This is a genomic window from Ignavibacteriales bacterium (assembly GCA_016700155.1).
Taxonomy (GTDB): domain Bacteria; phylum Bacteroidota; class Ignavibacteria; order Ignavibacteriales; family Ignavibacteriaceae.
The window spans coordinates 3,611,516-3,630,981 of record CP065001.1 but is presented as its reverse complement, the minus strand read 5'-3'; the positions used below and the strand labels follow the sequence as shown (position 1 = coordinate 3,630,981).

Here is a 19,466-nt window from a genome sequence, read left to right as displayed (position 1 = left end):
TTCTTGATTGTGAGAATGGGCTTTCTGTGGTGTTTAGGTGAATGGAAATTTCTTTTAGCCAGGCTAATCTTTAATAGCTGTCAACTATTTTGTTTAGACAAACGATATGATGGTTTTTCTTTCTACAAAATGAATTCCGGAAAATTAGAACAGGAAAATTTTAATCAGTAAATTTGAATTCAAATAATCCGAAAGTTAAATGTCCGGTTCAATATTTTCTTTTTTAGGTAACATAAGATTCGCAGATGTTATCGATGTAATAATCGTTACCTGCTTTCTTTACATTGTACTAACCTGGCTTAAAAGAAGTGCTTCAAAAAGAATTATCGCCGCCTTCTCAGCATTCATTGTAATTTATGTTGCGTCATCTCTTTTCAATTTGTACCTGACAGAAATCGTTATACGGACAATAATAGTCCTGGTTATTCTTGCGTCGCTCATTGTCTTTCAATCTGATATAAGAAGAATGGTTGACCTTGTCGGCGATTGGATTTTATTAAGAAGAATTCCCGGCATAAAACCATCAACACCTACTATCGACACTATAATTCAGGCAGTCTCTAAAATGGCTGATAAAAAAATCGGTGCGCTGATAGCAATTAAAGGAAGAGAACCATGGGACAGACCTGTGACAGGCGGCATTCCGTTAGAAGGCTTGATCAGTCAACCGTTATTGTTCAGCATTTTTAACACAAGTTCGCCGGGACACGACGGCGCGGTTTTAATTGAAGGCGATAAGATAGTTAAATACGGGGCACATCTTTCTTTATCAACAAACCTCTCCAACATTGATGGCGGAACAAGACACGCAGCAGCTTTAGGTTTATCAGAACAATGTGATGCGATGATCATTGTTGTCTCAGAGGAAAGAGGAACGATAAGCATTGCTAACGGTGGAAAAATTTCTGTTGTAAGATCGTCAAGTGAATTAAAGAACAGGCTGGACTCATTCCTTAGTAATACAAATGAACCGAATAAAAATTCAAGATCAACGTGGTTTATAAAAAGAAGAATACTCAGAGCAGCCGCATCATTTGCTATTGCGGTGACGCTGTGGTTTTTATTCGCGTACCAGTCCGATGTTGTTTACAGATCATTTGTTGTTCCGATTCAATTCAGGAATCTTCATTCAAACTTAGTAATGAAAGAACCCGTTCCGCTTGAAACGCGTATTACGCTTGCAGCATCGGAGCAGTCATTTCGCGCGTTTGATCCTAATTCAATTTTGATTTCAATCGATCTTGAGAATAAGAAAAAAGGAACATCATCATTTATCATAACAGAAAACAATCTTAACCTTCCTTCAAATATTAGTTTGTTTAATGTTGAACCATCGGCTCTGAAAATTCAATTGCAGGAATTAGTAGAAGTAACTTTACAGATTGAAGTGAAAACTACCGGACTTCTTCCCGGTAAATTGAAGCTTGTTTCAATTTCACCGGAACCATCTAAAGTAAAAATGTTGATTCCTCAGAGCGAAATTCCATCAACAAAAAAAATATTTACACAGCCTGTTGATCTGAATCTTGTTAACGCTTCTGTGATGGTTCCCGGAAGACTCAATATTCCTCCGGGTTTCAGATTGTCTGATGGTGAGAGCGATGCTATTGTAATTGATGTTAAAGTGAAGTAATAATAATTATTTAACAACAGAAAATGATTTTGGGAATTATATTTCTTAAAGTTTATGAATGAACTTCAAACAGATAAAAAAGCATGGGTTATCTCTGCCGATATGGGATACGGGCATCAGCGCGCTGTGTATCCATTGCAGAGTATTGCTGAAGGCGGAATACTAACTGTTGGTGATAATGATTCAACTCCGGATTCAGAAAAAAAATTATGGTCGAGAGTGCTTGGAGCTTATGAATTACTTTCCCGTGCACGTAGTATACCTTTAATAGGAAAAGCGCTTTTTAATATTCTCGATACATTCATGCACATTCCTTCATTTTACCCGATGAGGAATTTATCAAGTATTACTTTCCAGGTTAACCTGCTTGACAGAAGCATAAAGAACGGACTTTGCGGAGGTATTCTTGAAAAAGTAAAATCAAAACATCTTCCGTTTATAACCTCATTTTATGCGCCTGCAATTGCTGCTGATCTTAACGGGCTTGATAAAATTTACAGTATAATCTGTGACGCAGATATGAACAGAGTCTGGGTTGCAAAAGATCCCTGGGACAGCCGCATAGAATATTTTGCGCCCTGCGGAAAAGCTGCGCAACGACTTCGCGCGTACGGTGTACCTGATGAAAGAATTCATCTTACCGGTTTTCCGCTTTCCGTTGAATTACTCGGAGGAAAAGACCTTCATTTACTAAAATCAGATTTAGCTCAGAGACTTTTTTATCTCGATCCGCATAAAAGATTCTGGGAAAGACACAGTAAAAATGTCGAGCATTTTCTTGGTGAAGAAAATTGTGTGTTTAAAAAAGAAAGAAAGCTTACCATTACATTTGCTGTCGGTGGTGCAGGTGCACAAAAAGAAATTGGAAGAAAAATTGCCATAAGCCTTAAAGAAAAAATTCTTAAAGGTGATGTCCACTTAATTCTAATAGCAGGAACCAAGGAAATGGTCAATGACTATTTCCTTCAACTTCAGAAAGAACATTTTGCCGGATGTGAAAACCTGACAATTATGCACACAACAAATCAGCAGGAATATTTTAAAAAGTTTAATGATCTGATGAGAGTGACCGACATACTCTGGACCAAGCCAAGTGAGTTATCATTTTATACTGGACTAGGAATTCCAATTGTAATGGCACCTGCCATCGGCTCACAGGAGTTGTTTAATAAAAGATGGCTGCTTGAAGTGCAGGCTGGATTTAAACAACTCAATCCTGAATATGCTGATCAATGGTTGTTTGATATGATTAACAAAGGAAGATTGGCAGACGCTGCATGGTCGGGATTTTTAAAAGTAAGAAAGCTTGGTACATATAAAATTCTTGAAGTGCTTGAGACTGGAAAAATGGTTCGCGAAAGTTCACCAGTATTAAGGTGATTAATTGAAACCAAAACAAAAATATCTTTTCCTTTATTTGAAAACCGGCGGGGGACATTTAGCTCCTGCAAAATCAATTTCATCTTACATTCAGAAACATCATCCTGAAGAAATAGAAACAATAGTCGCGGACGGATTTACAAATGTTGCAGGTTTAGTCCGCTCAACTATTGAAGATGGCTACCGGCAGCTTCAAATAAGGGCGAAATGGCTGTACACAATTATTTATGCTGTTAACAAAATTCCGTTTATGGCTGAGTCGTTGAATGTTTTGATTACACGATTTGTTAAACCTAAACTAAGCCGGTTAATTGAAAAAGAGCAGCCTGATAAGATCATCATACTTCATTTTTTTCTTATCAAATCTGTTTATGATACTTTGAAGCAGCTTGGTAAAACAATACCTGTTTTTACAATAGTAACAGATCCATATACAGCACATCCTTTATGGTTCTTGAGAAAAGATCTGAATATGATCGTCTTTAGTGAACGGATGAAAAAACATGCTGTTAAAAAAGGAATAAGTGACAAAAACATTAATGTTTTCCCATTCATTATCGCAGAAAAATTTTCAACAGAAATGAATGAAGAAGAAAAAATAAAATTTAAACAGCTTCACAAAATAAATTCTGATAAAAAAAATATTCTGATAGTTGGCGGTGGAGATGGAATACCGAAAGGGACAAGGATATTACGCGCGTTATTAAACGCTGATATTGATGTCAACATTAATATAGTTTGCGGAAAAAATGAAGAACTGCTTCACAATGCAAACGTTCTGGCGAAACGATTTGAAAATCTTAGGGTGTTTGGATTTGTGGATTTTATTTATGAGCTAATTAATGTTTCAGATGTTGTGATTACCAAATGCGGCGCCTCAACAATATTTGAAATATTGTCAATAAAAAAAGTCCCGGTGATAAACGATTACTTGTGGGAACAGGAAAAGGGTAATGTTGAGTTTATTGTTGATAAAAAATTTGGAATCTTTGAAAGAGATATAAACAAATTACCTGTGCTGATAAAAAAATTAATTCTGGATCAGAATTATTATGATTCATACAGAAACAGAATTATTGAAGAACATTTAGAGAATGGAACAACAAAAGTATCTGAGTTTATAATTATGAATAATAATTAAACTCGATTAAATTACAGGCAGTCAAAGTCCCAACGGGACGTAATCCATCACCGATGGTCGAAGACCATCGATTAAACCAATTCACAATCAATAATATTAGCCCCATCGGGGCGGGATATGCCAGCTATGGGACAATCATTAGTAAAAAATTATCTGCACATTGTATTCAGCACAAAACACCGCCAGCCAATGATTAAGGAATCTATTGAAGATGAATTATTCGCATATCTCGGCGGCATTTGCAAGGAGATGGAATGTCAACCAATAAAAGTAGGGGGTTATGTTGATCATGTTCATATTCTTTGTATGCTGTCAAAAAAAATTCCCTTAATGAAATTGCTGGAAGAAGTAAAAGCTCATTCATCAAAATGGGTCAAGACGAAAGATGATTCATTAAAGAATTTTTATTGGCAGAATGGATATGGCGCTTTTTCTGTTAATCCATCTCAGGTTGATAGGGTAGTTGCTTACATTGCAAATCAGAAAACACATCACAGAAGAAAAACATTCCAGGAGGAATACAGAATATTTCTGAAAAAATATAATGTTGAATTTGATGAACGGTATGTCTGGGATTAGCTGATTGATTTCACCCCTTCGGGGCTTATGTGGATTTGTTTTATATCATCATACAGGTTACATAACTATACAGCCACACAGGACTTCGTCCTGTGCAGGTAGATTTCGTCCCTTCGGGACTATTCAAATTAGCTGTGCCTGATTGAAATAATATCTCCATCCTTAACAACATATTCTTTACCTTCTAATCTCCATAATCCTTGCTCTTTAGCTTTGGCAAAAGTTCCGCAATTAATGAAGTCATCATATCCGACAACTTCAGCACGTATAAATTTGTTATAAAAATCTGAGTGAATTTCTCCCGCTGATTCCTGTGCATTCATTCCTTTTTTAATCGTCCATGCACGGCATTCATCTTCACCAACGGTCAAGAAAGATTGCAACCCAAGCAGATCGTATGCTTCTCTGATTATGGTATCGAGTGCGGATTCCTTAATTCCGTATTCACTCATAAATACTGTCGCATCATCACTGCCAAGTTCAGCCATTTCGCTTTCAATTTTTCCAAAGAAGAAAAGTGCTTTTGAATTTTTTCCGGTTATGGGAACTTGTGATAAATATTTTTCAGCATCACTTATCTGAGTTTCATCAAGATTTAAAGCTATCAGCATAGGCTTTATTGAAAGCAGCTGGTATGTTTTTAAAACCATCAATTCATCTTTGCTAAAGGTACCTTCGCGCAATGGTTTTTCACTTTGAAGTATTTCATTACACTTTTCAAGAACAGGTAATTCTCTTTTCAGATTTTCATCCTGAGATTTTTGAATTTGCTTACGGATATTTTCAAGTCTTTTTTCAACAATTGCCAAATCGGATAAAATAAATTCAGCCTCAAAAGAATATAAATCTCGCTTCAGATCAATTGAACCTTCCGGATGAGGAACGGTTTCATTATTAAATAACCGTACGACCTGGATCAATGCATCATTGGTTTTTACTTTTGATAAAAAGTTGCTGGTGAACTGAGTCGAGCCGGTATCGCCTTTCTGTAAGCCGACAACATCAACAAACTCAATTGTTGCGTGAACAGTTTTTTTAGGATTGAACATTGATGTCATCATATCCAATCTTTTGTCAGGTACTTTTACTACAGCCTGATGCGATTCGCTTTTGGTTTGAGTGGAAGCATCAAAATGTGTTTTAGTTATTGTCTGAAATAAAGTTGATTTACCGCAGTACGGCAGTCCAACAATTCCTATTTGCATAAATTCCTCATTTTAAAAACGAATGCAAATTTAAGAAAAGTTTGGAGAAGGAGTGAATTTATTCGGTTGTCAAAAAATAAAAATCAATCGATCAGAAATAAAAAAGGCTGTGAAATCACAGCCTTAATTGCATAAACATTAGCAGTTTATTTTATCAGCAGCATCTTTTTCGTTTCAACAAAACTGCCTGCTTCAAGTCTGTAAAAATATATTCCACTAGATAAACTGCGTGCATCAAACTCAACAGAATGCATTCCTGCAGCTCGCTCCTGGTTGCTGATCAAAGAAATTTGTTCACCAAGAATATTATAGACTTTAAGTGAAACAATATTCGTTTCCGGAAGAGTGAAGCTGATCTTTGTAGTGGGATTGAATGGGTTCGGGTAGTTTTGGAAGAGGGTATAATCACTAACAGGAAGAGATTTATTATCATCCACATTAGTTGGAACGCCAAACCAGTTAAGGATGGTATATAGAAATTGAGTTCTTGAAATAGTAGATTCATTATTGTTAATCGCTTCAAATCCAAAACCAAGGAAGAAAATCTTTCCACCAATTTGATTTGTAATCCACCCGCCTGCTGGATTGGTTCCGTTGGAATTGTAAGTCAAAGATAAATTAAAAACTCCATTTGACTGGATGACATCAGCTCTTGTCTGGTTGTTGGCGCCTTCTGTTCCATTGAATTTTATTTCACTTAATTGAGTTCCTAAAATGTCCCCGTTTATGCCATAAGCTCTTTTAACAAGCGGACTTATATTTTGCAGCCAGGTAATACCTATTACGGAATTTAAAAAATCCGGATAATTTGATTGAAGATACTCGGCGATATTTTGACCCGAGAAAAATACTTTTCCGCCATTGTTGATATAATTTGTAAGGGAGTCGATTTCTGATTGCGTAAACAAATCAACCTCGGATTTGCCGGATATAATTATTATAGCAGAGCGTTGTGACAAAAATGCTGGTTGTGTCAGATATACCTCTTCATAATAATTATTTAGCTCAAGTAAGGAGCTTTTATAATAACTGCTTAGTGATTTGATGTCAGCTTTTGATAAGATAAGTAATGGCGGAATACCGATTGTAATGTAAACGCTATCAACTATTGAGTTGTTTTCACCTTCAACTTCATAACGTAAGTTTATTTCCCTGCTCCGAAAATTTTGCATAACAGTGATTGCAGAATTAATTGAAAACGTTTGAGTTGTCAAGCCGCTTAGTGAAGATGAAAATTCATTTTGATTGACCTGAATATCGGGTGCATCAATGAAAAATCTTATCGTCGTATTTGATGAATTCACCGGATTTAGATTAGAAAGTTTAAAGCTTACTGTGCCTGTTTCTCCTGCTTCCAGCCTTCCGTTTTCAATATTAGTTTCTGAAATAAAAATAGAATCGAGCGCTATGAATGGCTGAGTACCAATATCAAAGTCAGCAATCATGTTAGCACCGTCTCTTTGAATGTTTCTTACACTTACATAGGTATTCGCAAGATTGTAATCTTTACTATTTGGGTTACTTACCATATCAAAGTTGAGATTATTGCTTGAGCCCGGGAATGGATCACCAGCATCTCCTCTCCCTTGTCCATGATTCAGGTGCCTCATTCCATCAGCCTGTTCTAAGTCAACCAGGTAATGATCTTCATTGGTATTTCCTTGTCTTGTTTCATCAACATGATATATCAGGAAGCCTGAATCATAAAGATTAATATCAAATCCGGTTTTTTGTCTGTTCTCCACTAAAAAATATTGTGTTGTGCTTAATCCGTTCTTCCACATTTTGTATATGACGGGGTTCTGTTCGACATTAATAACCGAGAGGTTATCCATTGCTGTGGTAATATTTGTTGGTGTTGCCCACCCAAGTTCAACTTTACACCATGCACTCATATGAACAGGTGTATGTGAACTAGATCCGTTACCGCCGTAAGTACCACCAGCCATCAGACACCAGTTACCTAATCCTTCTGATGAATTATCGGTATCGTACAAATCCGGTAATCCAAAGATATGACCAAACTCATGAGTGAAAACTCCTATAGTTGTTATAGAACCACCGTTGTTATTTGAACCGCTGCGCTCGGGTTGTATCGCGTAATCGCCATCAATAATTACAGCTTGACCGGATATAGGATCGATATCATTTGTTATATATGGCTGTCCGTTTGTAATTACGCCAAAAGTCCAGCGATGTGACCAGATGTTAAATGCACCTGCTGCTGCATCAGCGCCTGAGTGAATAACGGCAACAAACCCGATATGTGGTTTCCCCTGACCGTCATAATATTGGATATAATCAGCAAAGTTAAGAGAAGGATCAGCAGCCTGAATCAGATCAAGCACAAACCTGGGACCTCCGTTTGCACCAAGTCCGCTGTTTCCGCCTTCGTAATATTCCAGAGTGTGGGGCATATCATACCAGCCTTTACAGTCTCCCGTAAATAATAGTTGATTGTAGGATACCTCGGTGTAATAGTCTGTAATTGTACCCGTAGGGTTTGGTCCGTCGAACAGATTATTTTGCATCTGCTGCTGCGAAAAAAATCCGGCAAGATTTGTGTACTGTCCCATAAGTGTTAGTGCATTAACCGTATCATCAGCCAGTACAGCATCGGTTAATAATCCCATCGATATTTTTTCTCTTAGTTCCTTCCTGTATTCAAATTTTTCCGCATAGTAACCTGATTGATAACTATCCCTGACCTTATTATGAAATTCAAAGAATGCAGGCGGCGGGGTTACGCCGTGTTTAGGCGGGATAATCGCAATAGCAGTATTACAAATTATAAGTATGAAAGAAAAAAGTATAAATGGTCTCATTTATTTTCCTAATGAATTATTTTATAGTTTCACTTTGGGGTTTCGCCTGATACCAGCCATAAATAAATATTTATTTTATCAGGCAGTATTTCTTTCCGGGTTTAACCAGAGGAAATCGGGATCGGAAAAATCTGTGTTTAACATAACTCAAAATCTTTATTCATTCAATTAATATTTATCTAATTATTTTTTTTATGCTGCATCTATAATACTATTTTAGATATATGGAAAATCTGATTTTCATAACCAGTCTTGTAGCGCCTGTCTTTTTAATTGTCGCTCTCGGTTATTTTTTACGAAAAATAAAATTGATTGATGAAAATTTTGTAAAGCGATCATCGGCTGTTGTATTTAATGTATCATTACCCGCATTAATTTTTAAGGAGATCGCTCTGCTGGATATCAGTCAGATATTTAATTTTTCGATTATCACTTTTGTTTATTCGGGTACACTTTTCGTTTTTGCATTCAGCTGGCTGGTATCTGTTCCACTTGTAAAAGTCTTAAGGGATCGTACAGTATTTATTCAGGGCGCATTCCGTGGAAACTTTGCGATTATAGGTCTTGCGATTATCGCGAATCTGTTTGGACAGGGGATACTTGGTAAAGCCGCACTGGTGCTTGCGTTCACAATTCCACTATATAATTTATTGTCTGTTATTGCATTAACTGTTCCTTTAAGAAAAGAGAGAAGTTCCGGCAATTCCGATCTTCTTAAAAAAGTTGTTACCAATCCATTAATCCTTGCAGTAATTTGTTCAACACCATTTTCATACTTTAACATTGCAATACATCCTGTTCTATTAAGTACTGTAGATTATCTTGCTGATCTGTCAATACCTCTGGCACTTATTGGTATTGGCGGATTTATGAGTTTTAACGAAGCAAGGAACGGACTTAATCTTACTATGATTTCCTCATTTATTAAACTTGTGCTGACTCCGTTGATAGTAACATACGCGGCTTATTTACTTGGATTCAGGGGGACGGACCTTGGAATTATTTTTATCTTATTCGGATGTCCTACAGCAATTGCAAGTTTTATAATGGCTGAAGCGATGGGATCTAATGGTAAATTAGCCGCAAATATTCTTTTAGTCACAACACTCGGTTCCGTTGTTACAATGACGTTAGGATTATTTGTACTTAAAGAAACCGGTTTGATTTAGCAAAATCTATTTGCCTTCTATTTTATGAGGAGCATTTTCTTTGTGCTAAAGTAGACTCCTGATTTAAATTGATAAATGTATATGCCACTTGAAAGATCAGAACCATCAAAATCCACTTCATATTTACCAGCGTCAAGTTCTTCATTAACGAGTGTGGTAATCTCTTTACCAAGAATATCAAACACTTTAAGAGTAACAAACTCTCTTCCAGGTAATGAGAAACTAATCTTGGTACTTGGGTTAAAGGGATTAGGATAATTCTGCGAAAGAGAATAATCAAACACATCAGGGCTTAGCTGATTAACAGAAGTAGTACTGTCTCTCCAGAATAATTTATAAAAACCAGTTGGAGGTGAATAGAAAGTATCAGCAACAATACCTTTATCCACAGCAGCGATACGGTAGTAAAGGTGATAATCCTCGTTGTACTTCGTGGTGTCGAACTGGTAGTTTAATGTAAAATCTTTTTCTGTTGTCTGTTGAATTTGAAATTCAGGATTCCATAAAGTATCAGAGCCATTAAAATAAAATGATTGGAGATAAGCATTCATATATGAAAAGTAACCATGACTCGCAGGAACATTTTGCTTTGAAAACGGATGAAGTACTACAAAATTTTGATGTAAAGAATCCCCATAGGGGATAAAGAGAACAGGATTAAAATTTAATGTAGCGGATTCTGTATGTTTTTTATGAATGGGCTGTCCATCTTTATTAATTAAATATTCAATTATAAATAAATCAGTAGTTGGAAATGTTGATATGTAAGATTCTTCATCCTGGAAAACCCATCCTACTTCTGGTGCGAAATAACACCAGGTCGCTATATCCGCATAAGGCATAGGAGGCCAACCACCACCACCAACCCGGACGATGTTATAGAATCCTTTTGTTGATACTGAATCATCCAGAATAAAAAGATTTGTAGTTAATATACTAGTATTTCGGAATGAGCCATTATACTGAATCTGTGAGAAAACTTCTCCGGGTACTTTCGAGAAATCCATGAATAGATATTCCTGATTATTATAAAGTACAAATATTTGTTGCGATTCTTGCTCATACCTTATTTTTGTTCCGGTACTGAACCAATAAAATCCATCTACAGAAAAGTATTTTTTATTATTAATACGCACTGAATCAGTTACCTGAAACAATTTTATCGAGTAATCGCCATATCCAACACTTGAATAACTGTTATATATCTTAAAGTACTGAAACTTATTCCCTACTTCTAAAGGAAACCAATTTGCTGTTGAAGGTGGGGTGAATTGTTCAACTATTTTTTTTAGCCAGATAAGATTTCCATCCGGATCAAATTTTGTAATACCAACCCATTTATCCGTAGCAGAAATACCCCCGGTTATTTGAATTGTATCAACTGTGACTGCACCTGTAAAATTTCCATTGCAAATAATATTACCATCATTAGTCAGGGATATGTTAATCAACTCATCGTCATAAGATCCGCCACCATGTTTAGTCCATATAGGATTAAAACTTGTATCAATCATTGCAATAAAGAAATCTTTTAGACCAACACTTTGTATTGTAGTATTTCCAAAACTAAAAGTGTTAGTATATAATCCACACAAAATCAAATCGTTTTGAGAATGAAGAATCATATCTTTCCCTGAACCACCGGGACCAAAACCTACTGAGTTTATTAAATTTCCACTCGAATCAAATTTTTTAAAAAATAAAGGATTATTAATAAAACCACTGACTGAAAAAATGTTATCACTGGTATCAGTGCACAAAGTTTGATCATGATGAGCATTAATATATTCTATCCATAAATTTTCACCGGAAAAAAGATATTTTGAAAGCGAAGGCCAATAACTTTGACTAATTAGTTCACCGGTGTAAAGAATAAGACTACTATCTTTATCTACAGTAAATTTATAGGCATAATCTCTTGTAGTATAAAGATTAATAATGCTGCCGTTTGAATTATATATTATAACAAATCCTCCACCGGGTGTGGAAAGGGAATCAAAAGTAATTGTTTCAGCAAACCCGCAAACAAAAACTAAATTACTCTTAATAAAAATATCATTTCCTCTTGCTGTACCTGGAGAAGCTCCGTGTTTTACCCAGCTTACTTCTCCTGCATGATTGTATTTTGCTATAAAGGCATCAGTTGTTGGGGCTGTAAGAGAGTAAGTGTCAAAATTAGCAGTGCCTGAAAATTCACCGGTAATATAAATATTCCCGGAGCTATCCACAGCAACTGCATTGGCTTTAACTGAGCCGTTGCTGTTTGCAAACTTAACCCAAATCATTTCACCGTTCGGATCTAACTTTAAAATATAAACGGAGGGTTGAGTTATTGTATATTCCTGACCGGCAATTCTAACATTGCCAAGACAATAACCGATCACAACTATGTTGCCGTTATTATCAACAGCAGATCCCGTTGTGTTAACTTCAGCTAAGGTGTTAATCTGGAAAATCATTAGAAAGGCTAATGCAGTAGTTCTGACTATTGTGCCCATAACTATTCTCCCGAATTTTCAGTTATAACGTATTAAATAATACCGTTACCTGCAATTGAGAAAACAACTAAATTTTTAGAGCCAATTTCTATTGAATCTCAATTATACTCATCCCAGCTTTTTATGGTGAGTGTAGAAGGGGAGTAATGTTTCAACGATTTTACAAATCGTTTTGCTACCTGTATGTTGGTGAACAATGGAATATTCAGATCAACTGCTTTTCTTCGGATAATGTAATCGCTGTCGAGTTCTACTTTTTCTGCGGTCTTGGGAATGTTTATGACTAAATCAATTTTATTTTCTGATAGGTAAGTAAGTATTGATGGTTCAGCATTATCAAATGGTCTGAATAGCACTTCTACGTCGATTCCGTTTTCCTTATAAAAATCTGCGGTGCCTTTCGTCCCGTAAAATTTTAATCCCATACTTCGCATTACTTTAAGCTCGTCGATCAGTTCAGCTTTATTTTTCAATGTGCCTGTGGAAAGTAATACTCCTTTTGTCGGAATTTTCTGTCCTATCGCCAATGTGCTTTTTAGAAATGCTTCGTTAAAATCATCACCGAGACATGCTACTTCTCCCGTTGAAGCCATTTCAACACCGGTTACGGGGTCTGAACCTTTCAATCTTGTAAACGAAAACTGGGATGCTTTTACCCCGACATAATCAAGATCGAAAGATGACTTATCTATGTTAGGAACTTTTTCTCCCATAATTAATTTCGTTGCGTACTCTATAAAATTGATCTTCAAAGTTTTTGATACAAACGGAAAACTTCTCGATGCACGAAGATTACATTCAATTACTTTCACTTCGTTATCCTTAGCGATGTATTGAATGTTAAATGGCCCTGTGATCTCAAGTTTTTTTGCAATTTTTTTGGTTATCATTTTTACCTTACGCATCGTCTCCAAATAAGTTCGCTGTGGCGGCAGAACTATTGTTGCATCACCAGAGTGAACTCCCGCGTTTTCAACGTGTTCGGCAATTGCATAACAGAATACATTACCATTATCCGCGACAGCATCAACTTCAATTTCACGTGCATCAGTAATAAACTTACTAATAACTACAGGATGTTCCTTGTTTAGCTCAGTTGCTTTTTTTAGATATGTATCAAGCTCATCTTCTGTTAAAACTATACTCATTGCCGCGCCGCTTAAAACATAACTCGGACGGATTAGCACAGGATATCCAACTTCATTTGAAAATCTTTTCGCATCTGCCAGCGATGTTACTTCAGTCCATTCAGGCTGGTCGACTTGTATTGAATCAAGTATCTGCGAAAATTTATGTCGGCTTTCAGCGTTATCAATTTGTTCGGGTGAAGTGCCAAGTATTTTTATCCCTGCGTTATGAAGTTTCATTGCAAGGTTGTTGGGAACTTGACCGCCCATTGAGACAATTACACCTTCAGGATTTTCTTTTTCATAAATATCTAAAACTCTTTCAAATGTTAATTGCTCAAAATATAATTTATCGCAAATGTCATAGTCGGTACTTACGGTTTCGGGATTACAATTTATCATTATTGTTTTGTAGTTCATCCTGCCGAGAGAAAGGACAGCATTAACGCAGCACCAGTCAAACTCTACTGATGAACCGATACGGTAAGCCCCGCTGCCAAGTACAACAACCTGGTTTGGTTCACCGAAAATAATATCATCAGTTAAACCGTGATAAGTCATATAAAGATAATTTGTCTGTGCAGGAAATTCGGCAGCGAGTGTATCAATCTGTTTTACAACAGGAACGATGTTGAATTTTTTTCTATAGTTTCTTACTTCAAGTTCCTTTGAGGATGTCAGTTGTGCAATTTGAAAATCCGAGAAGCCATTCATCTTGGCTTCCCGAATTAAAGATGAATTAATATTAGTCAGCTTATCGCTGTTAAGTTTCTTTTCGGTATCAACAATATTTTTCATCTTAAAAAGAAACCACGGTGTTATCTTTGTAAGTTGATGTATCTTTTCAACAGTGTATCCTTTCTGTAAAGCAATTGCGATTGCAAAAATTCTTTTATCGGTCGGTTCAGAAAGATCTTTATCCAGGTCAGTGAAAGAAAGATCGTGACCTGTAAATCCGGGTAAACCAACATCAAGCATCCGGATAGCTTTCTGTAAAACCTCTTCAAAACTTTTTCCGAGAGACATTACTTCACCGACTGATTTCATTTCGGAACCAAGTTGTGTACTAACCTGTCTGAATTTTTGAAGATCCCATCTCGGAAATTTTAATGCGACATAATCAAGTGCAGGCTCAAAGCATGCAGATGTTTCTTTCGTGATAATATTTTCAACTTCATTAAGTGCGTAACCTAATGCAAGTTTTGTGGCGATGAACGCAAGCGGATATCCTGTTGCCTTAGATGCAAGTGCTGAACTTCTGCTTAGTCTAGCGTTGACTTCAATTATTCTGTAATCGTCTGAAAACGGACTTAGCGCATACTGAATATTGCACTCACCAACAACCACAAGGTGACGTATAAGTTTTATTCCTATTGAGCGAAGTTTAAAATTTTCCTGTGCTGATAAAGTCTGCACCGGCGCAATCACAACACTATCGCCGGTGTGTATTCCCATCGGATCAACGTTTTCCATTGAGCAGATTGTGATACAATTATCATAACGGTCGCGGACTATTTCGTACTCTACTTCTTTCCAGCCGTAAAGTGATTCTTCAATCAATATCTGATTGGTAAACGCAAATGCTCTTCTCGCTTTTTCTTTGAGTTCATTTTCATTGTTTACTATACCTGAGCCAAGTCCGCCAAGCGCATAAGCAATACGGACCATAACAGGAAACTTAATTTCATTTGCTGCGGCAATTGCTTCTTCAACTGTTGTGGCGGTTTTACTTACGGCAACTTTTAATCCGACTTCATTTACTTTGTTAGCAAATTCTAACCGGTCTTCAGTAGCTTTGATGGCTTCGACAGGTGTACCTAGAACTCTTATGTTATACTTTGCAAGGATTCCTTTTTCATAAAGATCTACACCAACGTTTAATGCTGTTTGTCCGCCGAACTGAAGAAGAATACTATCGGGTGATTCTTTTTGAATTATTCGTTCAACAAATTCAGTTTTGATGGGAAGGAAGTAAACTTTATCAGCAAAGTTTTCGGATGTTTGTATTGTCGCAATGTTTGGATTGATAAGGACAGAAGTTATACCGTCTTCTTTAAGTGCTTTTATTGCCTGGCTGCCGGAGTAATCGAATTCACCAGCCTGACCTATTTGAAGCGCACCGCTTCCTAATATCAAAACTTTTTTTGGTTTACCTTTTTTTATCATAACATTTTTCTTTTTGTCATGCTGATGGCAATGCCATTCAGCATCTTTAATTTATGTAGGAGATTCCGAACCTAGTTCGGAATGACATTTAACATCAGTTCAGTGCTCTGACAAACATATCAAAAATGAATTCGCTGTCATCGGGTCCTGGTGATGCTTCCGGGTGAAACTGTGATGCGAAGAACGGTTTTGATATATGAATGATTCCTTCGTTTGTTCCATCGTTATCATTTATAAACCATTCACGCCAGTCAACCGGCAGCGTTGAGGAATTTACAGCGTAACCATGATTCTGCGATGTTATGTAACATCTCTTTGTTCCGAATTCATTACACGGCTGATTATGACCGCGATGACCATATTTCAGTTTATAAGTATCGGCACCGGCAGCAAGTGCAAGTATCTGTGAGCCGAGACAAATTCCAAGAATAGGTTTGCTCAACTCCATTGCTCGTTTTGCATTTTCAATTGTTGCCTTGTTCATCCTAGGGTCGCCGGGACCATTTGAAATTACAATTCCGTTTGATTCGATCTCAGTGAAATCATAGTCATAAGGAACACGAACAACAGAAATATTTCTACCAAGGAATGCACGGATGATATTGTTCTTGGTTCCGCAATCAACAAGAACCACTTTTTGTTTACCGGCTTTATATTCAACCGGTGTTTTAATGCTTACTTCACCAACAAGATCAGTTTTATTTGGATCAGCAAAATTAATTTCATTTTTTTCGTCAATGATAATTTGGCCAAGCATTGTTCCGATCTCGCGGAGTTTCCTTGTCAGCATCCGGGTATCAATACCAGAAATGCCGGGAATTTTTTGTTCAACCATCCAGTCTGATAAAGATTTTTTTGCACTCCAGTGCGAGTAATTTTCTGAATACTCTGAAACAACCAAAGCTCTTACGTGAATGGAGTCTGATTCAAAAAACTTATACATACCATTTTCTTTTGCATCAGATGGAATTCCATAATTGCCGATCAATGGGTATGTGCAGACGAGTATTTGTCCGCGATAAGAGGGGTCAGTCATTGTTTCAGGATAGCCAACCATTCCGGTGTTGAAAACAACTTCACCATTTGTGTTGCCTTCATATCCAAATGAAATCCCTTCGAACATACTTCCATCCTGAAGAATGAGTTTAGCTTTCTTTTTTTGATGTTGAATCATTTAATGCTGCTTATACTATTCGGAAAAATTGAAAACATGTTTTAACAGAGTTTCTTCCACATAAAAAAATAGCCACTCAATGAGCGGCTATTAAAAAATAAAAAAAGTCACAATCAATGGTTTTATCTTCTTATGAATATTTCCGTTAAAATTCTTTTGCATTTGATTGGCTTAAAGATAAGGTAATCAACTAATAATATCAATTTAACATTCACTTATTTGATATTTAATTTTCTATTAACGAAATTAAACCCAACTTATTCATCGCCAGAGAAAAAAATTATTCAAATATTTGAAAATCCTGTTCTGAAATTCTTAGTCCGGGGCAAATTAACCGGCGTTAACTCCAGATTTTTTTTATCAAACCCAAATTCATTTCCATTTTATGAAAAAAAATAAAACTCCTAAAAAGCTCCCTAAGATTTTTATTCTTGATACAAATGTAATTTTACACGATGCAACATCAATAAGCCAATTCCAGGAAAATGATGTTGTAATTCCACTAACAGTAATTGAAGAACTTGACCATTTCAAAAGAGGCAGCCAGGTAATAAACCTTAATGCAAGAGAATTTGCACGTACTCTTGATTCGATAACAGGCACGGCTCTTTTTAACGGCGGCATTTCGATGGGTAAGGGAAGAGGTAAATTGCGCATTGCAATATCACGCGGTATCAGTCCATTGATAAGGGACATCTTCAGGGAAGATACACCTGATCACCGCATACTTAGCATTGCACACGAATGGAAAGAAAAATACGAGAACAGGGCAAACATCATACTTGTTACCAAAGATGTTAACCTGAGAATGAAAGCAAAGTCTCTCGGTATTCTTGCTGAGGATTATACTACAGACAGAGTCGCAAGCATTGAAGAGCTTTACAGTGGCAAAGAAATCATTGAAGAAATAGATGATGAATTAATACTTAATATTTTTCAATCTCCGTTTGAGGTACCGGCAAAACTTATTCTTAAGAAGACTAAAGCAGAAGCTTACCCGAATAAATATTATATACTTCGTAATACAGCAAGATCGGTTCTGGCTTATCTGGATCAGGATATGGGTAAGTTCCGGAAGGTTGAAAAAAATCTAACCTACGGAATCAAGCCGCGTAATGCCGAACAGACTTTTGCTGTTGACGCTCTTTGTAACCACGAAGTGCAGCTTGTTTCACTAACGGGAAAAGCGGGAACAGGCAAAACATTGCTTGCTCTCGCCAGCGCATTGCAGGTAAGAAAATCCTACAGACAAATTTTTATAGCAAGACCGATTGTTCCTTTGAGCAATAAAGATATTGGATTTCTACCAGGGGATGTTGAAAGTAAACTTGCGCCGTACATGCAGCCGCTATGGGATAACCTAAAAGTAATACAGGATCAGTTTCCGGAATCGGACAAACAGCATCAGCTAATAGATACAATGTTGAAAGATGAAAAATTAGTGATCGAACCTTTGAGTTATATTCGCGGAAGGAGTCTTCAACGGATATTTTTTATTGTCGATGAAGCGCAGAATCTTACGCCGCATGAAATCAAAACGATTATCACCCGCGCTGGTGAAGGTTCGAAGATTGTTTTTACCGGAGACATTTACCAAATAGATCATCCGTATCTCGATGGTCAGTCAAATGGGTTATCATTTCTTATTGACAGATTTAAAGGTCAAAAACTTTATGCTCATATTAATCTGGAAAAGGGAGAGCGATCAGAACTCGCTGAACTTGCCAGCAATCTTTTATAATAATCAGAGGAAAGATTTATGAAGAAATATTTTATCCTGTTGTTCACAACAATTATTTCAATAATATCAACCGGATGCCTTGAAGTAAATACACTCGTTAAGGTCAATAAAGACGGCTCAGGAACGGTTGAGGAAACATTGTTGTTCAGTTCTGAAGTTGTTCAAATGATAAAGCAATTTGCCGAATCTATGCCCGATTCCGGAACACAAAAGTTTTCTATTATGGATGAAGCAAAAATAAAAGAGAGTGCTCTAAAAATGGGTGAGGGGGTTAAATTCGTCTCTGCCAAACCATTAAAGAAAGCAGGCAGGGAAGGATACGTTGCTACATTCAGTTTTAAGGATATACGAAAATTAAAAATTAATCAGTCTCCAGATGATAAAATTCCTATGTCGGAAGGGGAAAATGCAGAAGGTGATAAAGCTGAATTGCTGACTTTCGCATTTCAAAAGGGAAATCCTTCTAAGCTTACAATTGTGCTTCCGGAAAAAGATTTTAAAAAAGAGAAGGGAGAAAAGACAGAGTCTGAAGGACAGGAGAAAAACGATTTCGGAGATCTTCAAAAAGCTAAACAGTTTTTTAAGGATATGAGGATTTCGATTGCTATGCAGTTTAATGATGGAATAAAAAGCACAGATGCATCTTACGTTGATGGTAATCAAATTACATTGTTCGATGTTAATTTCGGAGAGCTGCTGAAGCATGAGGATAAACTTAAATTATTAAAGGATACTAATCCCCAGAGTTTTGAGGAAGCGAAAGAAATTCTAAAAGATATTCCAGGTATCAGAATTGAAATGAACAGGAAAGTTTCAGTACAGTTTTAA

General features: G+C 36.6%; 12 protein-coding genes. 7 read left to right on the top strand and 5 right to left on the bottom strand.

Annotated features, from left to right (window positions below; all coding sequences use genetic code 11):
• Positions 1 to 199: 199 nt before the first annotated feature.
• From IPM56_15120 to tnpA, 4 genes are all read left to right on the top strand, one after another.
• Entirely contained in the window at positions 200 to 1,633 is a 1,434-nt protein-coding gene (locus IPM56_15120; protein ID QQS35561.1) for a DNA integrity scanning protein DisA nucleotide-binding domain protein, read from the top strand.
• A gap of 54 nt (positions 1,634 to 1,687) precedes the next feature.
• Complete coding sequence (locus IPM56_15115) at positions 1,688 to 3,013, top strand: hypothetical protein (protein ID QQS35560.1); 1,326 nt, start codon at positions 1,688 to 1,690, stop codon at positions 3,011 to 3,013.
• 4 nt (positions 3,014 to 3,017) lie between these two features.
• Positions 3,018 to 4,154, top strand: a complete 1,137-nt coding sequence (locus IPM56_15110; protein ID QQS35559.1) for a hypothetical protein — start codon at positions 3,018 to 3,020, stop codon at positions 4,152 to 4,154.
• 126 nt (positions 4,155 to 4,280) lie between these two features.
• Positions 4,281 to 4,733 (top strand): IS200/IS605 family transposase, encoded by a 453-nt coding sequence (gene tnpA / locus IPM56_15105; GenBank protein ID QQS38327.1) that lies wholly within the window; start codon positions 4,281 to 4,283, stop codon positions 4,731 to 4,733.
• A gap of 128 nt (positions 4,734 to 4,861) precedes the next feature.
• Here the strand turns inward: tnpA and ychF are convergent, their stop codons facing one another.
• The gene (gene ychF, locus IPM56_15100; protein ID QQS35558.1) at positions 4,862 to 5,938 is read right to left on the bottom strand and encodes a redox-regulated ATPase YchF; all 1,077 of its coding nucleotides are present in this window, start codon (positions 5,936 to 5,938) and stop codon (positions 4,862 to 4,864) included.
• Positions 5,939 to 6,084: 146 nt separating this feature from the next.
• Positions 6,085 to 8,763, bottom strand: coding sequence for a M6 family metalloprotease domain-containing protein (locus IPM56_15095; GenBank protein QQS35557.1), 2,679 nt, complete (start codon positions 8,761 to 8,763; stop codon positions 6,085 to 6,087).
• Positions 8,764 to 8,987: 224 nt separating this feature from the next.
• Here IPM56_15095 and IPM56_15090 point away from each other — a divergent pair, with 224 nt between their 5' ends.
• Positions 8,988 to 9,932, top strand: a complete 945-nt coding sequence (locus IPM56_15090) for an AEC family transporter (GenBank protein QQS35556.1) — start codon at positions 8,988 to 8,990, stop codon at positions 9,930 to 9,932.
• Between the two features lie 17 nt (positions 9,933 to 9,949).
• Here IPM56_15090 and IPM56_15085 read toward each other — a convergent pair whose 3' ends face one another.
• The 3 genes from IPM56_15085 to carA all read right to left on the bottom strand — a co-directional run bounded on the left by IPM56_15085 (position 9,950) and on the right by carA (position 16,897).
• Positions 9,950 to 12,430 (bottom strand): T9SS type A sorting domain-containing protein, encoded by a 2,481-nt coding sequence (locus IPM56_15085; GenBank protein ID QQS35555.1) that lies wholly within the window; start codon positions 12,428 to 12,430, stop codon positions 9,950 to 9,952.
• 98 nt (positions 12,431 to 12,528) lie between these two features.
• Entirely contained in the window at positions 12,529 to 15,723 is a 3,195-nt protein-coding gene (gene carB / locus IPM56_15080; protein ID QQS35554.1) for a carbamoyl-phosphate synthase (glutamine-hydrolyzing) large subunit, read from the bottom strand.
• A gap of 94 nt (positions 15,724 to 15,817) precedes the next feature.
• Positions 15,818 to 16,897 (bottom strand): glutamine-hydrolyzing carbamoyl-phosphate synthase small subunit, encoded by a 1,080-nt coding sequence (gene carA, locus IPM56_15075; GenBank protein QQS35553.1) that lies wholly within the window; start codon positions 16,895 to 16,897, stop codon positions 15,818 to 15,820.
• Between the two features lie 385 nt (positions 16,898 to 17,282).
• Here carA and IPM56_15070 point away from each other — a divergent pair, with 385 nt between their 5' ends.
• Entirely contained in the window at positions 17,283 to 18,638 is a 1,356-nt protein-coding gene (locus tag IPM56_15070; GenBank protein ID QQS35552.1) for a PhoH family protein, read from the top strand.
• An 18-nt stretch (positions 18,639 to 18,656) separates the two neighbouring features.
• Positions 18,657 to 19,466 carry a hypothetical protein gene (locus tag IPM56_15065; protein QQS35551.1) on the top strand — a complete coding sequence of 270 codons (810 nt, stop codon included), beginning with the start codon at positions 18,657 to 18,659 and terminating at the stop codon, positions 19,464 to 19,466.

Coding starts and splice junctions, on each gene's coding strand:
- IPM56_15095 (QQS35557.1), bottom strand. CDS start 8,763: ATGAGACCATTTATACTTTTTTCTTTCATACTTATAATTTGTAATACT.
- IPM56_15070 (QQS35552.1), top strand. CDS start 17,283: ATGAAAAAAAATAAAACTCCTAAAAAGCTCCCTAAGATTTTTATTCTT.
- ychF (QQS35558.1), bottom strand. CDS start 5,938: ATGCAAATAGGAATTGTTGGACTGCCGTACTGCGGTAAATCAACTTTA.
- carA (QQS35553.1), bottom strand. CDS start 16,897: ATGATTCAACATCAAAAAAAGAAAGCTAAACTCATTCTTCAGGATGGA.
- IPM56_15065 (QQS35551.1), top strand. CDS start 18,657: ATGAAGAAATATTTTATCCTGTTGTTCACAACAATTATTTCAATAATA.
- IPM56_15085 (QQS35555.1), bottom strand. CDS start 12,430: ATGGGCACAATAGTCAGAACTACTGCATTAGCCTTTCTAATGATTTTC.
- IPM56_15115 (QQS35560.1), top strand. CDS start 1,688: ATGAATGAACTTCAAACAGATAAAAAAGCATGGGTTATCTCTGCCGAT.
- tnpA (QQS38327.1), top strand. CDS start 4,281: ATGGGACAATCATTAGTAAAAAATTATCTGCACATTGTATTCAGCACA.
- IPM56_15090 (QQS35556.1), top strand. CDS start 8,988: ATGGAAAATCTGATTTTCATAACCAGTCTTGTAGCGCCTGTCTTTTTA.
- IPM56_15120 (QQS35561.1), top strand. CDS start 200: ATGTCCGGTTCAATATTTTCTTTTTTAGGTAACATAAGATTCGCAGAT.
- carB (QQS35554.1), bottom strand. CDS start 15,723: ATGATAAAAAAAGGTAAACCAAAAAAAGTTTTGATATTAGGAAGCGGT.